The organism is Candidatus Zixiibacteriota bacterium, from assembly GCA_035574315.1.
Classification (GTDB): domain Bacteria; phylum Desulfobacterota; class Binatia; order UBA9968; family UBA9968; genus DATLYW01.
Genome location: DATLYW010000019.1, coordinates 85,067 through 102,938, shown reverse-complemented (window position 1 = coordinate 102,938; position 17,872 = coordinate 85,067). Strand labels below are relative to the sequence as shown.

Annotated in this window: 14 protein-coding genes; 9 read left to right on the top strand and 5 right to left on the bottom strand. The window is 66.4% G+C overall.

Annotated elements, in window-relative coordinates; genetic code table 11:
* The first annotated feature begins 265 nt into the window (after positions 1 to 265).
* The 3 genes from VNN77_06095 (at position 266) to VNN77_06085 (ending at position 3,158) form a co-directional block, all read left to right on the top strand.
* Positions 266 to 2,014, top strand: coding sequence for an iron ABC transporter permease (locus tag VNN77_06095; GenBank protein HXG50965.1), 1,749 nt, complete (start codon positions 266 to 268; stop codon positions 2,012 to 2,014).
* Between the two features lie 69 nt (positions 2,015 to 2,083).
* Positions 2,084 to 2,425 (top strand): hypothetical protein, encoded by a 342-nt coding sequence (locus VNN77_06090; protein HXG50964.1) that lies wholly within the window; start codon positions 2,084 to 2,086, stop codon positions 2,423 to 2,425.
* A 310-nt stretch (positions 2,426 to 2,735) separates the two neighbouring features.
* Entirely contained in the window at positions 2,736 to 3,158 is a 423-nt protein-coding gene (locus VNN77_06085; protein ID HXG50963.1) for a hypothetical protein, read from the top strand.
* A gap of 36 nt (positions 3,159 to 3,194) precedes the next feature.
* Here the strand turns inward: VNN77_06085 and VNN77_06080 are convergent, their stop codons facing one another.
* Positions 3,195 to 4,652, bottom strand: a complete 1,458-nt coding sequence (locus VNN77_06080) for a UbiD family decarboxylase (GenBank protein HXG50962.1) — start codon at positions 4,650 to 4,652, stop codon at positions 3,195 to 3,197.
* A 36-nt stretch (positions 4,653 to 4,688) separates the two neighbouring features.
* Positions 4,689 to 5,612, bottom strand: coding sequence for a dihydrodipicolinate synthase family protein (locus tag VNN77_06075; protein HXG50961.1), 924 nt, complete (start codon positions 5,610 to 5,612; stop codon positions 4,689 to 4,691).
* A gap of 129 nt (positions 5,613 to 5,741) precedes the next feature.
* Here VNN77_06075 and VNN77_06070 point away from each other — a divergent pair, with 129 nt between their 5' ends.
* A complete protein-coding gene (locus VNN77_06070) occupies positions 5,742 to 6,257 on the top strand; it encodes a peptidylprolyl isomerase (protein ID HXG50960.1) in 516 nt (171 codons plus the stop codon).
* A gap of 10 nt (positions 6,258 to 6,267) precedes the next feature.
* Here VNN77_06070 and VNN77_06065 read toward each other — a convergent pair whose 3' ends face one another.
* Positions 6,268 to 7,773, bottom strand: a complete 1,506-nt coding sequence (locus tag VNN77_06065) for an FAD-binding protein (protein HXG50959.1) — start codon at positions 7,771 to 7,773, stop codon at positions 6,268 to 6,270.
* A 59-nt stretch (positions 7,774 to 7,832) separates the two neighbouring features.
* A complete protein-coding gene (locus tag VNN77_06060; GenBank protein HXG50958.1) occupies positions 7,833 to 8,942 on the bottom strand; it encodes an alpha/beta hydrolase in 1,110 nt (369 codons plus the stop codon).
* 378 nt (positions 8,943 to 9,320) lie between these two features.
* Between VNN77_06060 and VNN77_06055 the strand changes: the two genes are divergently transcribed.
* The 4 genes from VNN77_06055 (at position 9,321) to VNN77_06040 (ending at position 15,683) form a co-directional block, all read left to right on the top strand.
* Positions 9,321 to 11,105 (top strand): 2-oxoacid:acceptor oxidoreductase subunit alpha, encoded by a 1,785-nt coding sequence (locus VNN77_06055; protein ID HXG50957.1) that lies wholly within the window; start codon positions 9,321 to 9,323, stop codon positions 11,103 to 11,105.
* 66 nt (positions 11,106 to 11,171) lie between these two features.
* Positions 11,172 to 12,104 (top strand): 2-oxoacid:ferredoxin oxidoreductase subunit beta, encoded by a 933-nt coding sequence (locus tag VNN77_06050; protein ID HXG50956.1) that lies wholly within the window; start codon positions 11,172 to 11,174, stop codon positions 12,102 to 12,104.
* Between the two features lie 91 nt (positions 12,105 to 12,195).
* On the top strand, positions 12,196 to 13,311 hold the full coding sequence (locus tag VNN77_06045) for an amidohydrolase family protein (GenBank protein ID HXG50955.1): 1,116 nt from the start codon (positions 12,196 to 12,198) through the stop codon (positions 13,309 to 13,311).
* 128 nt (positions 13,312 to 13,439) lie between these two features.
* Entirely contained in the window at positions 13,440 to 15,683 is a 2,244-nt protein-coding gene (locus VNN77_06040) for a xanthine dehydrogenase family protein molybdopterin-binding subunit (protein ID HXG50954.1), read from the top strand.
* 11 nt (positions 15,684 to 15,694) lie between these two features.
* Here the strand turns inward: VNN77_06040 and VNN77_06035 are convergent, their stop codons facing one another.
* Entirely contained in the window at positions 15,695 to 16,579 is an 885-nt protein-coding gene (locus VNN77_06035; GenBank protein HXG50953.1) for a LysR substrate-binding domain-containing protein, read from the bottom strand.
* A gap of 253 nt (positions 16,580 to 16,832) precedes the next feature.
* Here VNN77_06035 and VNN77_06030 point away from each other — a divergent pair, with 253 nt between their 5' ends.
* On the top strand, positions 16,833 to 17,864 hold the full coding sequence (locus VNN77_06030; protein HXG50952.1) for an extracellular solute-binding protein: 1,032 nt from the start codon (positions 16,833 to 16,835) through the stop codon (positions 17,862 to 17,864).
* Positions 17,865 to 17,872 lie beyond the last annotated feature (8 nt).

Sequence of the window (17,872 nt, the reverse complement as noted above, 5' to 3'; positions counted from 1 at the left end):
CGCTACCCGCCGGTGGGCACGGCGATCTCCGAGCGGATGGCGGAAACGCTCAAGCGGAGATGGCAGGAATACGGATTCTGAGGTCCGGCCGATCGGCGCCGTGCGACCGCGGGCGAAGACCCGCCGCGGGCGCGGCGGCCGAAAGCGGGGGGCGGTGGTCCCAGGGCTTCGGGGTGAGGCGGGTGGGGAAGCTGGCGCTCGGGGGGCGAGCCCCGGACATGGACTTCGAGCCCTCGGCAAACGAGCAATTCCGAACGGTGGTGCGATGAACGAGAAATCGGCTTCGATCGACCGAACCGTGTGGTTCGAGCAATCGGCGCTTCGCTTCGCCGCCCCGTGGCGCGTGGCGTCGCTGCCGATGCTGCTGTTGCTGCTTGTCGTCGGCTTCCTGGTGCTGACGCCGCTGGCGCTGATGATCTTCAACAGCTTTCAGATCGCCAGACCCGGCGAGGAGATCGTCTACGGGACCGAGGGGTGGATCAAGGCCTTCACCACGCCGGGGATCCTCGACGCAATGGTGAACACGTTCAAGCTTGCGATCACGCGCCAGGCGATCGCGCTCGCGATCGGCGCCTTCTTCGCCTGGCTCATCGCGCGGACCGATCTGCCGATGAAAAGGGGGCTGGAATTCTTTTTCTGGCTCTCGTTTTTCCTGCCCGCGCTGCCGGAGACGATGGGCTGGATCCTGCTCCTCGATCCGAAGTACGGCGTCCTCAACCAGGCGCTGCTGTCGCTCGGTGTGATCGGCCAGCCGCTGTTCAACATCTATTCCTTCTGGGGCATCGTTTGGGCGCACCTCGGCGGCAGCGTGAGCGTGAAGGTCATGCTGCTGACCCCGGCGTTCCGCAACCTCGACGCGGCGCTCGAGGAATCCTCGCACATTTGCGGCGCGGGAGGCGGCCGCACGTTCTTTCGAATCGTGGTGCCGGTGATGATGCCGGCGATCCTGGTGACGACGATCCTCGGCGTCATCCGCTCGCTGGAAGCCTTCGAGATCGAGCTGCTGCTCGGAACCCCGATCGGGTTGCAGGTCTATTCGACGAAGATCCACGAGCTGGTGACGTGGGAGCCGCCCCAGTTCCCGCCCGCGATGGCGTTGAGCACGGTCTTTCTCGCCGTCCTTCTCGGAATGGTGGCGCTGCAGCGCCGTTACATCGCCAGGCGCAGCTACGTGACGGTCTCGGGGCGGGGCTTCAGCGTGCGGCCGACCCGGCTCGGGCGCTGGCGCTATCCGGCTTTCGCGCTGGTGCTGCTGTTCGCGCTCGTCATAACGGTCGTGCCGACGTTCCTGCTGGTGGCCGGCACGTTCATGAAGCTGTTCGGCTTCTTCCACATCCCCGAGCCGTGGACGCTCGACAACTGGCGCGCGACGCTGGAGGATCCCGTGTTGCTGCGCTCGCTCGGCAATACGATCGCGCTCGGGATCGGTACGGGGGCCGTCGGCGTGTTTTTCTACTCCGCAATCGCCTACTTCATCGTACGGACGTCGCACCGGGGGCGGTGGCTGCTCGATTTCCTTTCGTGGCTGCCGTGGTCGATCCCCGGGATTCTCCTCGGCATCGCCCTGCTGTGGACGTTCCTGCAGACGAAGATCTTCCTGCCGCTCTACGGCACGATCTACCTGCTGATGATCGCCATGGTCATCAAGAGCATGCCGTTCGGCACGCAGGTGATCAAAAGCGTGCTGATCCAGCTGGGGAGCGACCTCGAGGAGGCCTCGAGCGTCTGCGGCGGGAGCCGGCTCGACACGTTCCGCAGGGTGCTCTTCCCGCTCATGATGCCCGCGCTGATCACGGTGGGCCTGGTGGGCTTCATGTCGGCGGCGCGCGACATCAGTACGGTGGTGCTGCTCGGCTCAGGCCGGTCGCGGACCCTGTCGCTGCTGATGCTGGATTTTGCGGCGGGGGCCGAGTTCGAGAAAGCGACGGTGGTGGCGGTGATGATCGTGGGGCTCGTCGTCGGGGCGGCCCTGCTCGCGCGCGCGCTCGGAGGCAACGTGGGCGTACGAGAGTAGCGACGGCTGATGTGGCGGGCGGAAAAGCGAGCTTGACAACTCCCGCCCCGGTGATAGGATCGGGCCGCGATGATCGGGCGCCTGACCGCAGCGTGCCTCTGCCTCCTGATTGTCCACGCCGGAGCCGCAGCTTCGTACGCCGTGCTCCTGGAGTACCGGGCGTCGCCGGCGCTTCATTTCGGTAGTTCCATCTTCTCCGTCGATCCCGTCGACGATTTCGCCGACCCGGGCTATCCCGAGGGGGTGGCGGCCAACGCTCTCCAGAGCCGGGCGATCTTCAAGTTGGCGCTCGGCGTCAAAGTGAAAAAAGTCCAGCTCAGGGAGCCCGCCCGCTCCACGTTCCAGCGTTCATCCGCGAGCTCTTCCGCTGCGGGAGAGCTCTACCAGCAACAAAGAGTATTGCGAATCTAGGAAGCGCTCCGGCGGAGTTCCGCCCGGCGAGCCCGGCTCGGCCGCGGCTTGCCGCAGGTGGATTCCTACCGTCCGCTTTCGGCGCGGGAGCCGGCCGTGGGGCCGGCGATCGTCCGATTCGAAATGCGCGATCCAAGGAGGATCGCGATCGCGGCCGCGGGCGGTTGTTCGATCGACACGTATCGGCGGGCCGAATGGGGCGCCGCCCAACAGGACCCGCAGCGCGGGGTTGTCCGACTGCCGGCGAGCCCGGGATCCCGGGAACCAAGCGGCGGTCCGGCTGCCCGAGCCCGGGGAGAGGAACCATACAATGGAATTTCGGACGATGTACGACGGCGATCCGGTGGCGTCAGAGCAGTACTTCAACAGCTTCAAGAGGAAACGCTCCCTCGAGCCCGAAAAGGAGCTGATGCTGGCGATCCTTTCAGATGCAATCGACTGCTTCTGGAAATACGGCGGGGAGAGCGGCGCGGGCAGCAGGCTGTTCAAAGAGGCCAGGGACTGGATTTTCGATCCGGACGACGAGGAGCCTTTTTCCTTCGTCAATATCTGCGAGGCGCTGAGTCTGGATCCCGACTACATCCGCCGGGGCATTCTCCGCTGGCGAGAGCGCCGCGAGGACGCGGGGCGCCGGGGCGACGCCAAGGCCTGCCTCAAGCGTATGCGCCGCAGCCCGAAAGGCTCGGGCAAATGCCGGGTGCGCCCCCGGCGTGCCGCCGCGAACGCCAAATAGAGCCGGTCGAACCGGGGCGAGAACGGCCGGGTGTGCTCAGGGTTTCCTGGAAATGAGGGATTGCCATTTTTCGCTGACCCGGCGGCGGAGATCGGGGCTGAGAGCGTTCACCGGCGGGAAGCGGTCCTTCCAGGCATAGGGCCGGCAGGCGTTCAGGATCGCGCGGCTGTTGACGAAGTTGCCCGCGTCGCGCTGGTCGGGATGCATGGCCGGATCGAGAGGCGTGCTCCAGCAACCGTCGATCACCGTGAGCGCGGTTTTGGGGTCGCAGCGCGTCGAAACCGCCCAGATCACCTCGCGCAGATCCGACGGGTCGATGTCTTCATCGACGACCACCACGAACCTCCCGTGGTAATTTCCGGCGCGCGAGCCCAGCGCGGCCACGGCGGCTTGCTGGGCGTGGCCGTGGTAGCGCTGCCTGATCGAGATCACGATGAAAGGGGCTCCTCCGGCGGCTGCGGAGCCGCCGACGAAGCACCACACGCCGCGCACGTCGGGCACGTCGGCCTTCTCGAGGTAGTTCCAGATCGCGGCGGCACCGATGGGCACGCCGAAGGTGATGAACGGCGGCTTCATGGGAGGCGCGCCGCAAAGGATCGGGTCGGTCCGGTAGTAGAGCGCTTTAACGCGGATGATCGGCTCGTTCGCCGCCCCGTGCGCGTAGTAGCCGGGCCACTCGCCGAACGGCCCCTCGAGATGGACCTCCTCGGACGGCGGCGGGACTTCCCCTTCGATGGCGATCTCGGCGGTCGCGGGAATCGGGAGCCCGGTGAACCTGCCGCGGATGACCTCCACGGGCGAGCCGCGCAAGCCGCCGCAGTAGTCCAGCTCCGAGACCCCGTAGGGAACCGACTGGCCGGCGACGAGAAAGAGGAGCGGCTCCTGGCCGAAGGTTACGACCACGGGGCAAGGCCGGCCCTTCTCCCAGTATTTTTCCCGCATGATGCGGGCGTGGTGCCCCGGCGACACGTAGAGCCCGAGCGTCGTTCGGTCGTGGACCTGCACGCGGTAGATGCCCACGTTCACCCAGCCGCCTTCTTCGGGCTCGGCGGTGATGACGCAATCCGCGGTGCCGATGTAACGCCCGCCGTCCAGCTCGTGCCAGTGCGGCGCGGGGAAAAGGGTCATGTCGATCTCGTCGCCCGTCCGCACGTTCTCCAGGATCGGCCCGCTCTCGACCCAGCGCGGCGGGATCGGCTTGACGGCTTTGAGCAGCTCCTTCCATTTCGCGACGAGCTCGATCGGCGCGGCGTCGGCCGCCATGCCGACGGTAAGGCCGGAGCGCGCCGGCGTGTTGATCAGGTTGGAGGCGACGCGGAAAGCCGGGGGATGATCGGGAATACGATCGAAAAGAAGCAGCGGCGAAGGGTCCCGGAACGCGAAGATCTCCGTGAGCGCGCCGATCTCCAGGTTCCAGTGGGCGCCGTGAATCTCCTGCACCTGCCCGAGCGCGCGGCAGGCGTCGATGAATTCCCGCAAATCGTTGAAGGCCACCGTCCCTTCCTTTTTCGAAAAAATCCCCCGATCCGTCTACGCGAGGGGAGCCCCCGCTTCGGCCAGACTTTCCTTCAGCGACCGGCGCTCGGCCTCGGTGAACGGCGCGCACTCCCAGCGGGGAAAGCGCTCGACCGGCAGCCCGCGCAGGCGCATCACCTCGCCGAAAACGCCGCGCCCGTGCGTCCGGACGAAACGGCCGATCACGTGGAGGATCCTCGCGAGGAGGTCGTGCTGGCGGCGCGCCTCGGCGGCGTCGCCTCGCTTGAGCGCGTGGTACAGGGCGACGCAAATTTCGGGAAACGGGCTCGACGGCGGATGGATGGTGCCGCGGACGCCGAGCGAATAGCCGCTGTAGAGGGAGAAGATCGCGCCGGGAAAGACGCCGATCGACGGCGGGAGCGCGAAGACGTATCCGAGCACCGCCTCGTACGGCACGAACGACACCTTGATGCCGGCCAGCGTGGACGCGGGAGCGATCGCCTCCTGGATCTTGAGCACCTTGGGCGGCGTGATGTGCACGCGGGTGGTTTCCGTGTTGTCGTAGATGAAAAGCGGCACGCCGGGTACGGCGCGGGCGATGGCCCGGTAGTGGGCGAGCACCTCGTAGTCGTCGTGCGGATAGTAGTAGGGCGGAACGATCCCGAGGGCGGCGACTCCCAGACCGGCGCCGTGCCTCGCCAGCTCGATCGAAGAGTACGTGTTCGCCGTCCCCACGTGCAGGACCACGGGAGCGCGGCCGGCCACGCGCCGCACGATCCGCTCGGCGACCGTCTTGCGCTCGTCGATCTCCAGGACCATTCCCTGGCCGTGCGTGCCGAGCGGGAAAAATCCCTGGACCCCGGCCGCGAGATAGAAATCGACGAGGGCGTCGACGGCCTTGTCGTCCACGGCGCCGTCGGACCGGAAGGCCACGGGCATGGGGATCAGGATCCCTTCGAGCTTCGCGTCACTTGCCATGGATCTCGGGGCTCACTTCGCGCGGTCGAATCGCGCTATCCATAGCGCATCCGGAAAAAGAATGCCACTCCGGGTAGGAAGCCGCTGCAAAACATGGTAGGCGTGGAAGAAAATCCTCGCGAGGTGAACATGGCGGAGAGGAAAAATCCCATTGTCACGATGTCGACGAGCATGGGCGCGGTGCGCATCGAGCTCTACGCGGACAAGGCCCCGATCACGACGCAGAATTTCCTCGACTACGTCGCGGACGGCTTTTACGACGGGCTGATCTTTCACCGGGTGATCCCCGGCTTCATGATCCAGGGAGGAGGCTTCGACCGCCAGATGAAGCAAAAGCCCACGCGGCCGCCGATCAAGAACGAAGCCGGCAACGGGCTCTCAAACAGGACCGGGAGCGTGGCGATGGCCCGAACCTCGGTGATCGACAGCGCCACGGCGCAGTTCTTCATCAACGTCAGCGACAACGACTTTCTCGACCACCGCGGCGACTCGGCGGAAGAATACGGTTACGCCGTATTCGGCCGGGTCATCGACGGCATGGACGTGGTCCACAGGATCGAGAAGGTCAAGACCGGCAACCGCGGATTCCATCAGGACGTTCCCCTGGAGCCCGTGATGATCCATTCCGTCCAGCTCGAAGGCTGAGCCGCCGGGCTCAGCTCCACGGCGTCTCGCGCGCGGCGTTGGTGCCGGCGATCCTGCCGGCGACGAAGCACTCGGTGATGTTCCCGGCCTCGAGGTAGAGGTGGCCGTAAATCGAGCTGATCTCGCCGGCGACGTAGAGCCGCGGGATGGGCCGCTTCATGGGGTCGAGCACGCGCTGTCGGGCGTCGTGCTCGGGCCCGCCCTGGGTGTTGTTGACGATCGGCCACGCCTCGATCACGTAGTAGGGGGGCGTGGCGATCGGCATCATGGTTCCGGGCGGGCGGCGAAAGTCGACGTCTTCGCCGTCGCGACAGAGCCGGTTCCACCGTTCGACGGTTTCGCGCAAGACCCCGGGGTTGACGTGGATCCGGGAGGCGATCTCGTCGAGAGAGTCGCCTTTCTTGATCCAGCCCTTTTCGACCTCGGCGAGGTTGTCCTGGCTCCAGCGCGCGTCGTAGCGCTCGTCGTTGACGATCGGGATGCCGATCGGCCCCAGGCGCCGGCCTTCCTCGTCGAAGATCAGGTAGCAGGGAATGCGCGGATAGTCCTGGATGTCGGGATCGTAGAACTCCAGCGGCCGCGCGCCGGTATCCTGCGGCGCCGGCGGGTACTCGTCCATGAAGCGGCGGCCAGAGCGGTCGACCGCGATCCAGATCATCTTGCGTTTCTCGTTGCGCGGCCCGGCCCAGACATGGCGTATCGCGAAAGGCAGCTCGGGGAACTTGAAGCCGTAACCGCCGTGGAAGTGCCACATGTGCCACAGAGCGGCGCCGGCCTTTTGCGCCATCTTGATCCCGTCGCCGGTGTTTCCGAGGTAGACGGGGTAGACCGGCTGGGCCTGAAAGTACTGCAGCTTCATGGCGTCGTCGTTCTCGTAGCCGCCGCAGGCGAGAACGACCGCCTTGCGCGCCTTGACCTTCAGCCGCCGTCCGTCGCGCTCGGCAACGACTCCCAGGACCTCACCGTCGGCGCCCGTGATCAGCTCTCGAGCCGGCGCGGCGAGCCATACGTCGATCTTGCGTGCCTTGACGTTGTCGTAGACGACCTTGAACAGCCGGGCTCCGCCGCGGAGCCCCTTGGCCCACGGGAACTCGGAGTAGGCGGGAAAGTCCTTGAGCTTGATCGAGTCGATGTCGCAGGTGCCGGGAAACGGATAGGTGCCGTGTCCCCGGACCTCGGTTTGCGTCGGCTCGGTGCCGCTGACCTTCGCCCAGTCCTTGAGCCAGTCGAGGATCCCGACCATCTCTTCCGCCATGACGCGCAGGACGTCGTCGGGCGTGGTGCCGTTGCAGGTCCGCTTGAGATAGCGGAAGGCTCCCTCGGCGTTGCGCGCGAACGCGACACCCCCGCCGGAGAGGATCGAGATGCCGCCGGGGTGTGGCATCTTCTCGAGGATCAGGACGCTCGCGCCCGCATCGTGCGCGGTGACGGCGGAGACGCCGCCGGCCGCGCCGTAGCCGACGACGAGCACGTCGGTCTCGTGGTCCCAGGTGTCCGGAACGCGATCGCTTTTCAAGGGAGTCCCTCCAGGTGTTTTCGATCGGCCGGCTGCCGCGGGCGAATCCGCGGCGCCGGTCAAAGCCGTTCCTCGAGCCAGTCGAGCATGAACGGGACGTTTTCCGCCCAGTAGTCGTGGCTGCAGTGGATGCGGCCCGCAGGGTCGGAGGCCCCGTAGATCCTCAAGGTCTTGTCCCGCGCGCCGATCTCCTCGAAAAGGCGCTTCGCTCCCTCGACGCTCATCAGGCGGTCCTCGCCGCCGTGGGAGATCAACGTCGGACAGGTGATGTTGCGGGCGATCCCTTTCATGGTGAAGGCGCTGAGCTGCTCCCGGGCCTCGTCGTGGCCGACGCCGCCCAGCAGGCGGCGTACCGTGGGCTGCAGATGCTCACAGAAGTCGTAGAGGTCCTCGAGGATGCTGTAGCAGCCGCTCCAGGCCACCAGAGCCTTGACGCGCGTGTCGTGCGCCGCAATGCGCGGAGCGTAATAGCCCGCCATGCTGATGCCCATCAACGCGATTCTCGCCGGGTCGACCTCGGGCCGGGAGACGAGGTAATCGATGCAGGCCTTGCCGGGAACCTCGTAGTCGGGGCGGGTCTTGATGCCCTTGAGATAGATCGACGAGCCGCGTCCGGGCGTGTCCACCAGCAGCACGGCCCAGCCGCGCTCGATCATCGGGCGCGCGCCGAAGTAGATCTCCTCGGCATAGGAGTCTGCGCCGCCGATAAACAGCACCGCGGGCCACTTCCCCGGCGCCGGATCTCGAGGATGGCAGAAGTAGCCGTCGTACTCCTCCGAACCGCAGCGCACCGCGATCACCTCGATCGGCGGGCGTTGCAGGCCCGCCGCGGCGCGGAAGCATTCCTGCGCCTTGCGGAAGCGCTCCGCCCGATCGCTCTCCCGTTCGGCGGTGAGGAACACGTCGGACATGCGATAGTACTGGTTGGCGCGAAAGAGATGCTCGGCGGCGGTGCGCCGGTGCCCGGCGGCGAGCGCGGCGCGTCCCCGCGCCTCCGTCGCACGCGCGCGCGCAAGCCATTCGCGCTCCCAGCCTTCCTTGTCCCCGGGTTCGATCCGCGCGACGGTGCGGGCGATCTCGAAGACGTCGCCTCCGCCCTGTTGCGCCTGGGCCACGAGGCGGAGCGTCTGTCCGCCGAAGGGATGAGTGGGGGTGAAAAAGTCGAACATGGCGTCCTCCAGCGCGCAGGCCGCTGGCGCGGCCCGCGCCGACCGCGGTCGAGAATAGCGCAAATCGCGGCATTAACAAACTGCTATGGCGCGTTTCCTTCCGGTACCGCCGGGTTTTTCGCTTGACAGCTGCCGCCCGGCTCTGTAGGCTTTTGACGTCAAGGACAGAAAGCTGGAGCCTCCCCCTAGATCCTCGGTAAACCGGCAATCCTGAGGCTCGGCGAAGGGGTAGGGAATAAAAATCCACGGGCCGGCACGTTGGCACGAAAGCCAGTTGCTTTTGCGGAGTCCGCAGAGGGAGCTGGCTTTTTGCTTTTTCGGGTCTCGGCGGGCCCGCGGCGTTGACAGTTTCCCGACGCGTTCAAAACGAGGTCGCCCATGAGTCGATATGATCTGTCGATCGGGATCGGAGGAGCCGCCGGACAGGGTATCGCGACACCGGGAGACATCCTCGCCCGCCTGTTCGTCCGGCGCGGTCTTCACCTGAGCGCATACAACGCGTACCAGTCGATCATCCGAGGCGGTCACATCTTCCTGACTCTCAGGACCAGCGACGAGCCGGTCCTGAGCTTCGGCGACAAGATCGACGTCCTGATCGCGCTGAACCAGGACACGATGGACCGGCACCTGCGGCTGATGCGTTCCGGCTCGGCGGTGCTCTACAACGCGGACAAGATCAAGCCGGGCAATGCGGAGCCCGGCGTGCAGCTCTGCCACTTCTCGGTCAAGGAGCTGGCGCCCGGCGTGAAAGGAGACCTGGTACAGAACACGATCGCGCTTTCCGCCCTGCTGCGGCTGATCGGGGTGGAGTTCAAGGTTCTCGAGGAGATCATCAACGTGCAGTTCCGGCGCAAGGGGCCGACGGTGATCGAGGAGAACCTCGCCGTGGCGCGAGCCGGCTACGAGTACGCCGGCAGCCGATTCCAGCCTTTTCCGTGGCCGCTGCCGGATACGGGAAAGAGGCTGGCCTTTTTCGAAGGCAATCAGGCGCTGGCGATGGGCGGGGCGGCGGCGGGAGTGCGCTTCTACTGCGCCTATCCGATGAGCCCGTCGTCGGGCGTCCTGCACTGGATGGCGCGCCATGCGCGGCAGCTCGGGATCGTGGTACGCCAGGTCGAAGACGAGATCAGCGTCATCAACATGGCGATCGGCGCGGCGCATGCCGGCTGCCGGGCGATGTGCGCCACGTCGGGCGGCGGCTTCGCGCTGATGAGCGAGGCGCTCGGATCGGCGGCGATGATGGAAATCCCGGTGGTGTGCATCAACGTCCAGCGGGCCGGGCCGGCGACGGGCGTGCCGACGAAAACCGAGCAGGGCGATCTCTGGCAGGTGATGGGAGCGGGACAGGGGGACTATCCGCGCATCATCGTCGCGCCCACCAACATCCCCGACTGCTTCAAGACGGTGCCGCGGCTGTTCAACCTGGTGGACAGGTTCCAGTGCCCGGGGATCATCCTGTCCGACCTGCTGCTCTCGGAGGGCCGGGCGAGCGTCGATCCGGCGGAGCTGGACTTCAACGTACCGATCGACCGGGGGGAGGTCATCGGCCTCAACGGCGCTCTCGCGCCCGACGGAGGCTACAAGCGCTACCGGCTGACCGAAAGCGGGGTGTCGCCGCGCGCGCTGCCGGGAACTCCCGGCTACATGCACACGGTGGCGACGGACGAGCACGACGAGGACGGCGTGCTGATCAGCGACGAGTACACGAACCCGCACAAACGGCGGGCGATGCACGAGAAGCGGATGCGCAAGATGCAGGGAATTCTGGCGGAGATCGAGCCGCCGAAGCTGTTCGGGCCGGAGGAGGCGCAGGTGACGCTCGTCGGGTGGGGCTCGACGGAGGGGGTGATCCGCGAGGCGATGCAGCGGCTCGCCGCGGACGGCATCGCGGCGAACAACCTGCAGGTCAAGTGGCTGGTGCCTTTTCACGGCGAGGCGGTGACCCGGCTCCTGACGAAGGGGGCGAAGACGATCATCGTCGAGAACAATTACAGCGGCCAGTTCGCGCGCTATCTCCGGTCGGAGACCGGGCTGGCGGCCGACGGCCACATCCGGAAGTACGACGGCGAGCCTTTCATGCCGCACCACATCGTCGACGGCGTGAAGGCGATTTTGTCCGGCGCGCAGCGGGTCTACGTGCCGGTGCACGAGATCATGGTGTGAGCAGTCGGCGGCCGGGCGGCGCAAGAGGACGCCGGTCGGGCGCCGACGGAAGCTCGAGGGGGTGTTATGAGCGTATCACCGACGGAAGGGCGGCGCGAGGCGCGGCCCGCGGGGGCCGGTGCGGCGGCGCGGACGACGGTCAAGGATCTCAAAGGAAGGGTCGAGCCCGACTGGTGTCCGGGCTGCGGCGATTTCGGGGTCCTCAGCGCTCTCAAGCAGGCGATCGTCGAGCTGGGGCTGCAGCCGCACGAGGTCATGGTGATCAGCGGGATCGGCTGCTCCTCGAATCTCCCCGGCTTCATCAACACGTACGGCATGCACACGCTGCACGGCCGGGCGCTGGCGGTGGCGACGGGAGCGCAGCTCGCGAACCACGAGCTCAAGATCGTGGTGACGGGCGGGGACGGCGACGGCTACGGAATCGGCGGCAACCATTTCCTCCACACGATGCGGCGCAACGTCGATCTGACCTACATCGTGATGAACAACCAGATCTACGGGCTCACCACGGGACAGGTCTCGCCGACGAGCGTCAAGGGAATGAAGACGAAGAGCACGCCGGAGGGGAGCATCGAGAACCCCATCAACCCCATCCCGCTGGCGATCGCCGCCGGGGCGACCTATGTGGCGCGCGGCTACACCGGCCAGGTGAAGCACCTCGTCGAGCTGATCAAGGGCGGTATCCGCCACCGCGGCTTCGCCCTGATCGACGCCTTCAGCCCGTGCGTCACCTTCAACCACGACAATACCCACGACTTCTTCAAGCAGCGCACCGTCAAGCTCGAGGACCGCGGCCACGATCCAACGAACTTCGCGGCGGCCATGGAGCAGGGGTACCGCTGGGGCGATGAGATCCCCATCGGGCTTTTCTGGAAGCGCGAAGACATCCCCAGCCTCGACGAGCTCGAGCCCGTCCTCGCGGAGGGAGGGCCGCTGGCGCGTCGCCCGCTCGGAGTGCCGCCCGACGTCGCCCGGTCGCTCATCCGCGACCTGATGTAACCCGCCGTCGCTGTCAAGTTCTTTTCGGCGCCGCCTCTTGCACTGCAGGAGGGCTCGGATTAGATAGAGGCTTGCCGAAAGGAAGGCGAGGATGAAATCGGGTTTCCGCATCATGGATTCCGACATGCATCTGCGCGAGCCGGCGGACCTCTGGGAGAAGTACATGGAGCCGCAGTGGCGCGATCGAGCGCCCAGGATCCTGAGCTCGACGGCGCGGAGCTCGGCGATGGTGATGATCGACGGCAAGATCCTGCGGGGCTACTCGCCCACGTATCGCGGCGGGATTTTCGACGCTTCCAGGATCGACCGGGAGATCGGCGGGGCGCGCGCCCGGGGATTCGACGCCGTCTCGCAGCTCGAGGCGATGGACCGCGAGGGGCTGGACGTGGCGGCGCTCTATCCGTCGATCGGCCTCGGAGTCCTGATGCGCAACGAGATCGACCCCGGGCTCGCGGCGGCCATCGCCCGGGCCTACAACAACTGGCTGCACGATTTTTGCCAGGCCGATCCGAAGCGGCTCAAGGGGGTGGCGATGATCTCGCTGCACGACGTCACCGAGGCCGTGAAGGAAGCGACGCGCGCGGTGCGCGACCTGGGGTTCGTGGGGGTGTTCGCCCGGCCGGAGCCGTTGCGCGACCTGCCGTGGCACTCTCGCTACTACGATACCCTCTGGTCATGTCTGGAGGAGCTGGGCGTGCCGATCGGGTTTCACTCGGCCGCCGCCCTGGGCGAGCTGCCGCAGGCGGGCGACCGTTTCGGCGACAACCTCCTGCTTCGCCACGTCTGCGCTCATCCGATGGAGAACATGCTCGCGCTCGTCGACGTGGTGGGCGGCGGCGTGCTGGAACGCCATCCCAAGCTCAAGGTTGCCTTTCTGGAGTGCTACTGCGGATGGCTCTCGTTCCTGCTCCATCGCCTGGACAACGCCATGGCCAAGGGGCGATTCCCGACCGCAGGCGCCTTGAAGCCGAGCGAGTACTTCAAACGACAATGCTGGATTTCGACCGAGCACGAGCGTGAGCTGCCGATGATCATCGAGCTGCTGGGGGACGACCGCATCGTGTTCTCGACCGACTATCCGCACGGCGACTCGGACTTCCCTCACGCCGTCGAGGAGTTCCTCGAAATCGACGGCGTGACGGCGGAAAGCCGCAGAAGGATCCTGTGGGACAACTGCGCTCGCCTCTACGGTCTCGACGGAAAATAGGCCGGCGTCCTGCCGAGCCCGGAATCGCGCGTCTCGGGTCCCTTGCCCTGATGGCGGCGTCGAAGCCGAAAACCGCGGACCCCGGACGTCGGACCCCTGGACCTCGGAATCTGATTCGGAGGTGAAACTTGCCGTTCAGCACGATCGGTAAACCGCTCCCGCGCATAGAGGGCGAAGGGAAAGTCACCGGCAAGACGCAATATGCGGCGGATCTCCGTCTCGACGGGTTGCTGTGGGCCAAGGTGCTGCGCAGTCCGTTTCCGCACGCGCGTATCGCGTCGATCGACGTCTCCCGCGCCAGAAGGCTGCCGGGCGTGCGCGCGGTTCTCACCGGCGCGGACGTCGCCGGAATCTATGTCGGGACGCGCGTGAAGGACCAGCCCGTTCTCGCGGGCGACCGCACGCGCTTCGTCGGCGATCCGGTGGCGGCTGTAGCAGCGGAGAGCGAGGAGATCGCCGAGCAGGCGCTCGAGCTGATCGACGTGATTTACGAGGAGCTTCCCTGGGTTTGCGATCCGCTCGCGGCGCTCTCGCCCGATGCTCCGCTCATCCACGAGGACCGCGCAAGGTACAAGAACGCTCCTCCGGTTCCCGAGGGGGTGCCGACGCACAACCTGCAATCCTACGTCCAGTGGAAAAACGGCGACCTGGAGGCCGCCTTCCGTAAGGCGGCCAGGGTCTTCACCCACACCTTCCGCACGCCCCTGTCGTTTCACGGCTATATCGAGCCGCACGCCTGCGTGGTGCAAGTTCACGCCGATGGACGGGTCGAGGTCTGGGCGTCCAACAAGGGACCGTGGGGTCTGCGTGACCAGATGGCCGCGGATTTCGGCATTCCGAAGGAAAAGATCAAGGTCCACGTCATGCACGTCGGAGGCGATTTCGGGGCCAAGGCTTCGCTCATCGACGTGCCGATCTGTTACCACCTCGCGAAAGCCGCCGGCCGCCCCGTCAAGCTGGTGCTGGAGTATAGCGAAGAGATCCTGGCCGGAGGCCATCGGCATCCCGCCGTGATCGAGCTACGGACGGGGGTCGAGTCGGACGGCAGCCTCGCGGCGATCGATGCGCGCGTGTATTTCAGCGGGGGCGCCTATGCCGCGCAGAAGGCCAATCCGCAGGTCACGGTCCTCGGCGGGCGGCGGCTGGCGAGCATGTACCGCGTGCCGGCGATCCGGGTGCAAACCTACTGCGCCTACACCAACCACGTGCCGTGCACCCAGACGCGCACGCCCGGAAGCCCGCAGATCGTCTTCGCCTTCGAGTCGCAGATGGACATCATCGCCCGCGAGCTGGGGATCGATCCGGTCGAGCTGCGTCGGCGCAATCTGCTGCGGGACGGAGACAGCTCGCCGATGGGCGAGAGATGGCAGCATATTCTCGCCGGCGAGACGCTCGAGCGCGCCGTGCGCGCTTCGGGCTGGACCAGGCGGAAGCGGGGCAAAAACCGGGGCTGGGGGGTCGCGCTCTACGAGCGCGGCGCGCCGGAGGGCAAGGCGAGCGCGGCGATCACGCTCGAGGCGGACGGGGGCGTCACGATCCTCACCGGGGTGCCCGACGTCGGTCCGGGGTTCTATACGATCATCCAGCAGATGGTGTGCGAGACGCTGGGGCTCGCGCCGGGGCGGGTACGAGTGACCTTCGAGGATACCGACAGCCTGCCGTTCGACCCCGGCACCGGCGGAAGCAAGCAGACCAACACCTCCGGCCATGCCGTTTACCAGGCGGCGCGCGAGGTGCGGGAGCGCCTGGCTGCAATCGCGGCGCGCCTCCTGGGCTGTGCTTCAGAGCAGGTGACGCAGCGCGGCGCGAAGTTCGTCGGCCCGGGGGGGAGGGCGGTCGGCGTCGAGGCGGCGATCGCGCGCGCCGTCGAGGAGAACGGCGGCCCGGTTTCGCACCTGACGATGTACGAGCCGAAGGATCTGCCCAAGGTGACCGGTTTCACGGCTCAGGTGGCCGAGGTGGAGGTGGACCCCGAGACCGGGCATGTCCGGGTCCTGGGGCTGACCACGGCCCACGACACCGGGGTGGTGCTCAACCGGCTGACGCTGCAGGGGCAGATCGACGGCGGGGTCGTGACCGGGCTCGGGTTCGCCCTCGTGGAGGAAAATCCGCTCGGCGACGGCAGGATCGCGACCGCGAACCTCGGCGAATGCAAGCTGCCGACGATCCGCGACACGCCCCCGCTGAGGACAGTGCTGATCGAGACGCCGACCGGACCGACGCCGTTCGGCGGCAAGGCGATCGCCGAGAATCCGAACGTTCCGACCGCCGCGGCGATCGCGAACGCAGTCGCCGACGCGGTCGGCGTTCGTATCTTCGAGCTGCCGATCACCGCCGAAAGAGTCTACCGCGGGCTGCACGCCGAGAGCTGAGCCGGCCCGGGTCAGGCCGACGAGGGGCGATCCGACAGCGCCTCGATGAAACGGCGGTGAGCGGGGGTGAGGACGCGGTCCTTCCGGTAGATCAACAGCACGTCGATCCGGCCGAACATCCTTTCCAGATCGCGAACGACGAGATCCCCGTCGATCTTTCCCCGAACGCAGATCTCATGCACCAGCCCGACGCCGAGGCCCAGTTGCGCGTATTCCCGGATCAGGGAACAACCACCGGCTTCCAGCACGGTGCGCATCTCGAGCCCTTGAGCCGCGAAGGCACGATGGACCACGCGCCGCGTCACCGAGTACTGCGAGGGCACAATCAGGCCCTGGGCGGCGAGGTCGCGAAGCGACAAGCGGGTCCGGCCGGCGAACGGATGGCCGGCGGGGAAAATCGCCGCGACCGTGGACGTGAACAGGCGCAAGGCGGCTATCCAGCGCGGGAGCTTGAGGAACCTGCCAATGGCGATGTCGGCCTGGCCGTCGAGGATCAGGCGAAGCGACTCGGGGGAAGGGCTCACCAGGACGCTCAGGTTGACCGCGGGGTTCTGTTCAACGAACGACGCGACTCGCGGCGCGAGGTAGTGCGCCAGGTCGACTCCGACCAGGACGGAAAGGCTGCCCTTGCAGGCTTCGTCGTCGTCGCGCAACAGCGCCACGCTGTCGTCGATCTGCTGCAGGATGCGTTGGGCCTGGGCGAGCAGGACCTTGCCCTTGGCCGAGAGCACGAGTCGATTCGGCTTGTGCTCGAAGAGCGGCACGCCGATCTCCCTTTCGAGCTGCTTGAGGCGCAGCGACACGGTGGCGGGGCTGAGCTTGAGCTTCTGAGCGGCCTGGAGCAGGCTCGCGTTCTGGGCGACGAGGCAGAAGGTTTTCAGGCGATCGAGATTCATCGCGGGCTCCCCGGTCGCCATTGAAGCGGGAGGGGCAATCCGTTGGCGGCGAAGGCGATGGGCGTGCGGCGGCGGCTCATGGCCGAGACCTCCCGCGGCGGCTCGAGTTTTGTATTAATTAAATCTAGGACATCAAAATATTAAATCTTGACAAACGTCAAGAGGCTCCATAGAGGGGAAAAAAGGGCTGCCTCTCCGAAGAGGCCGCGGTTCCGGCCGGGTTCCCGAATCCCGGGGCAGAAAGGAAAGAGACATGAGGTTACGCCTGCATCTCCTCCAATGGTCTTTCCAGGTCGTTCTGCTGGCGGTTTTTCTGGCGCCGGGCGCCCGCGCGCTGGGTCAGAGCGCGCACGAGGCGAGGCTGGTCGAGGGAGCGAAAAAGGAAGGCGGGCTGGTGTGGTACACCGCTATGTCGGTCGATACCGCCAAACCCCTGGTCGACGCCTTCGAGAGAAGGTATCCGTTCGTCAAGGTCCGTTACATCCGGGCGGGAACCGCACAGATGATCAATCGCGTGGTTACCGAGACGCTCGCCGGGCGGTGGGAATTCGACGCGGTCACGGTTCTCGGAATGGACGCGCTGGTGCGGCGAAACCTGTTCACGCCGTACTTCTCACCCGAACGTGAGGCTTTCTTCGATTTTCTGAAGGACCCGGCGGGCCGCTGGCACGGTCTCTATCACAACCATGTGGTCCTCGCCTACAACACGCGTCTGGTGCCGGAAAAGGAGGCGCCGCGGGACTACCCCGATCTGCTGAATCCGAAATGGAAAGGCAAGATCGGCATGGACAGCCGCGATTACACCTGGTTCGGGACCCTGGTTCACGCGTGGGGCCGCGACCGCGCCGTGGCCTACATGAAGCAGCTCGCGCGCCAGGAGCCACAGTTCCGTACGGGCCACGCGCTGATCGCGCAGCACGTGGTCGCCGGGGAGTTTCCGCTCGGTTGGGTCTACTCGTTTCGCGTCGAGACGATGAAGAAGGAAGGAGCCCCGATCGAGTGGGTCGCGACCTTCGATCCGATCGTGGTGGAGATCGGCGGCATCGCGCTCAGCGCGAGGGCGAAAAACCCGAGCGCCGCGAAGCTGTTCATCGATTTCGTCCTCTCGCGGGACGGTCAACGGGTCATTCTGGCGAGCCAGCGCATCCCTTCGCGCAAGGACATGCAGACGCCCGGGGCGAAAGCGGACCAGAGCAGGCTCAAGGTCCGGCCGGTGCCCGACGAGGTGGAAGAGAATCTCAAACAGTACGCCGCGGAATACCGCGAGCTGTTCCAGATCAAATAGAGGGGGAC

Excerpts from the sequence above, each read along its gene's own strand:
- VNN77_06095 (HXG50965.1), top strand. The coding sequence starts at position 266 with ATGAACGAGAAATCGGCTTCGATCGACCGAACCGTGTGGTTCGAGCAA.
- VNN77_06090 (HXG50964.1), top strand. The coding sequence starts at position 2,084 with ATGATCGGGCGCCTGACCGCAGCGTGCCTCTGCCTCCTGATTGTCCAC.
- VNN77_06085 (HXG50963.1), top strand. The coding sequence starts at position 2,736 with ATGGAATTTCGGACGATGTACGACGGCGATCCGGTGGCGTCAGAGCAG.
- VNN77_06075 (HXG50961.1), bottom strand. The coding sequence starts at position 5,612 with ATGGCAAGTGACGCGAAGCTCGAAGGGATCCTGATCCCCATGCCCGTG.
- VNN77_06070 (HXG50960.1), top strand. The coding sequence starts at position 5,742 with ATGGCGGAGAGGAAAAATCCCATTGTCACGATGTCGACGAGCATGGGC.
- VNN77_06060 (HXG50958.1), bottom strand. The coding sequence starts at position 8,942 with ATGTTCGACTTTTTCACCCCCACTCATCCCTTCGGCGGACAGACGCTC.
- VNN77_06055 (HXG50957.1), top strand. The coding sequence starts at position 9,321 with ATGAGTCGATATGATCTGTCGATCGGGATCGGAGGAGCCGCCGGACAG.
- VNN77_06050 (HXG50956.1), top strand. The coding sequence starts at position 11,172 with ATGAGCGTATCACCGACGGAAGGGCGGCGCGAGGCGCGGCCCGCGGGG.
- VNN77_06045 (HXG50955.1), top strand. The coding sequence starts at position 12,196 with ATGAAATCGGGTTTCCGCATCATGGATTCCGACATGCATCTGCGCGAG.
- VNN77_06035 (HXG50953.1), bottom strand. The coding sequence starts at position 16,579 with ATGAATCTCGATCGCCTGAAAACCTTCTGCCTCGTCGCCCAGAACGCG.
- VNN77_06030 (HXG50952.1), top strand. The coding sequence starts at position 16,833 with ATGAGGTTACGCCTGCATCTCCTCCAATGGTCTTTCCAGGTCGTTCTG.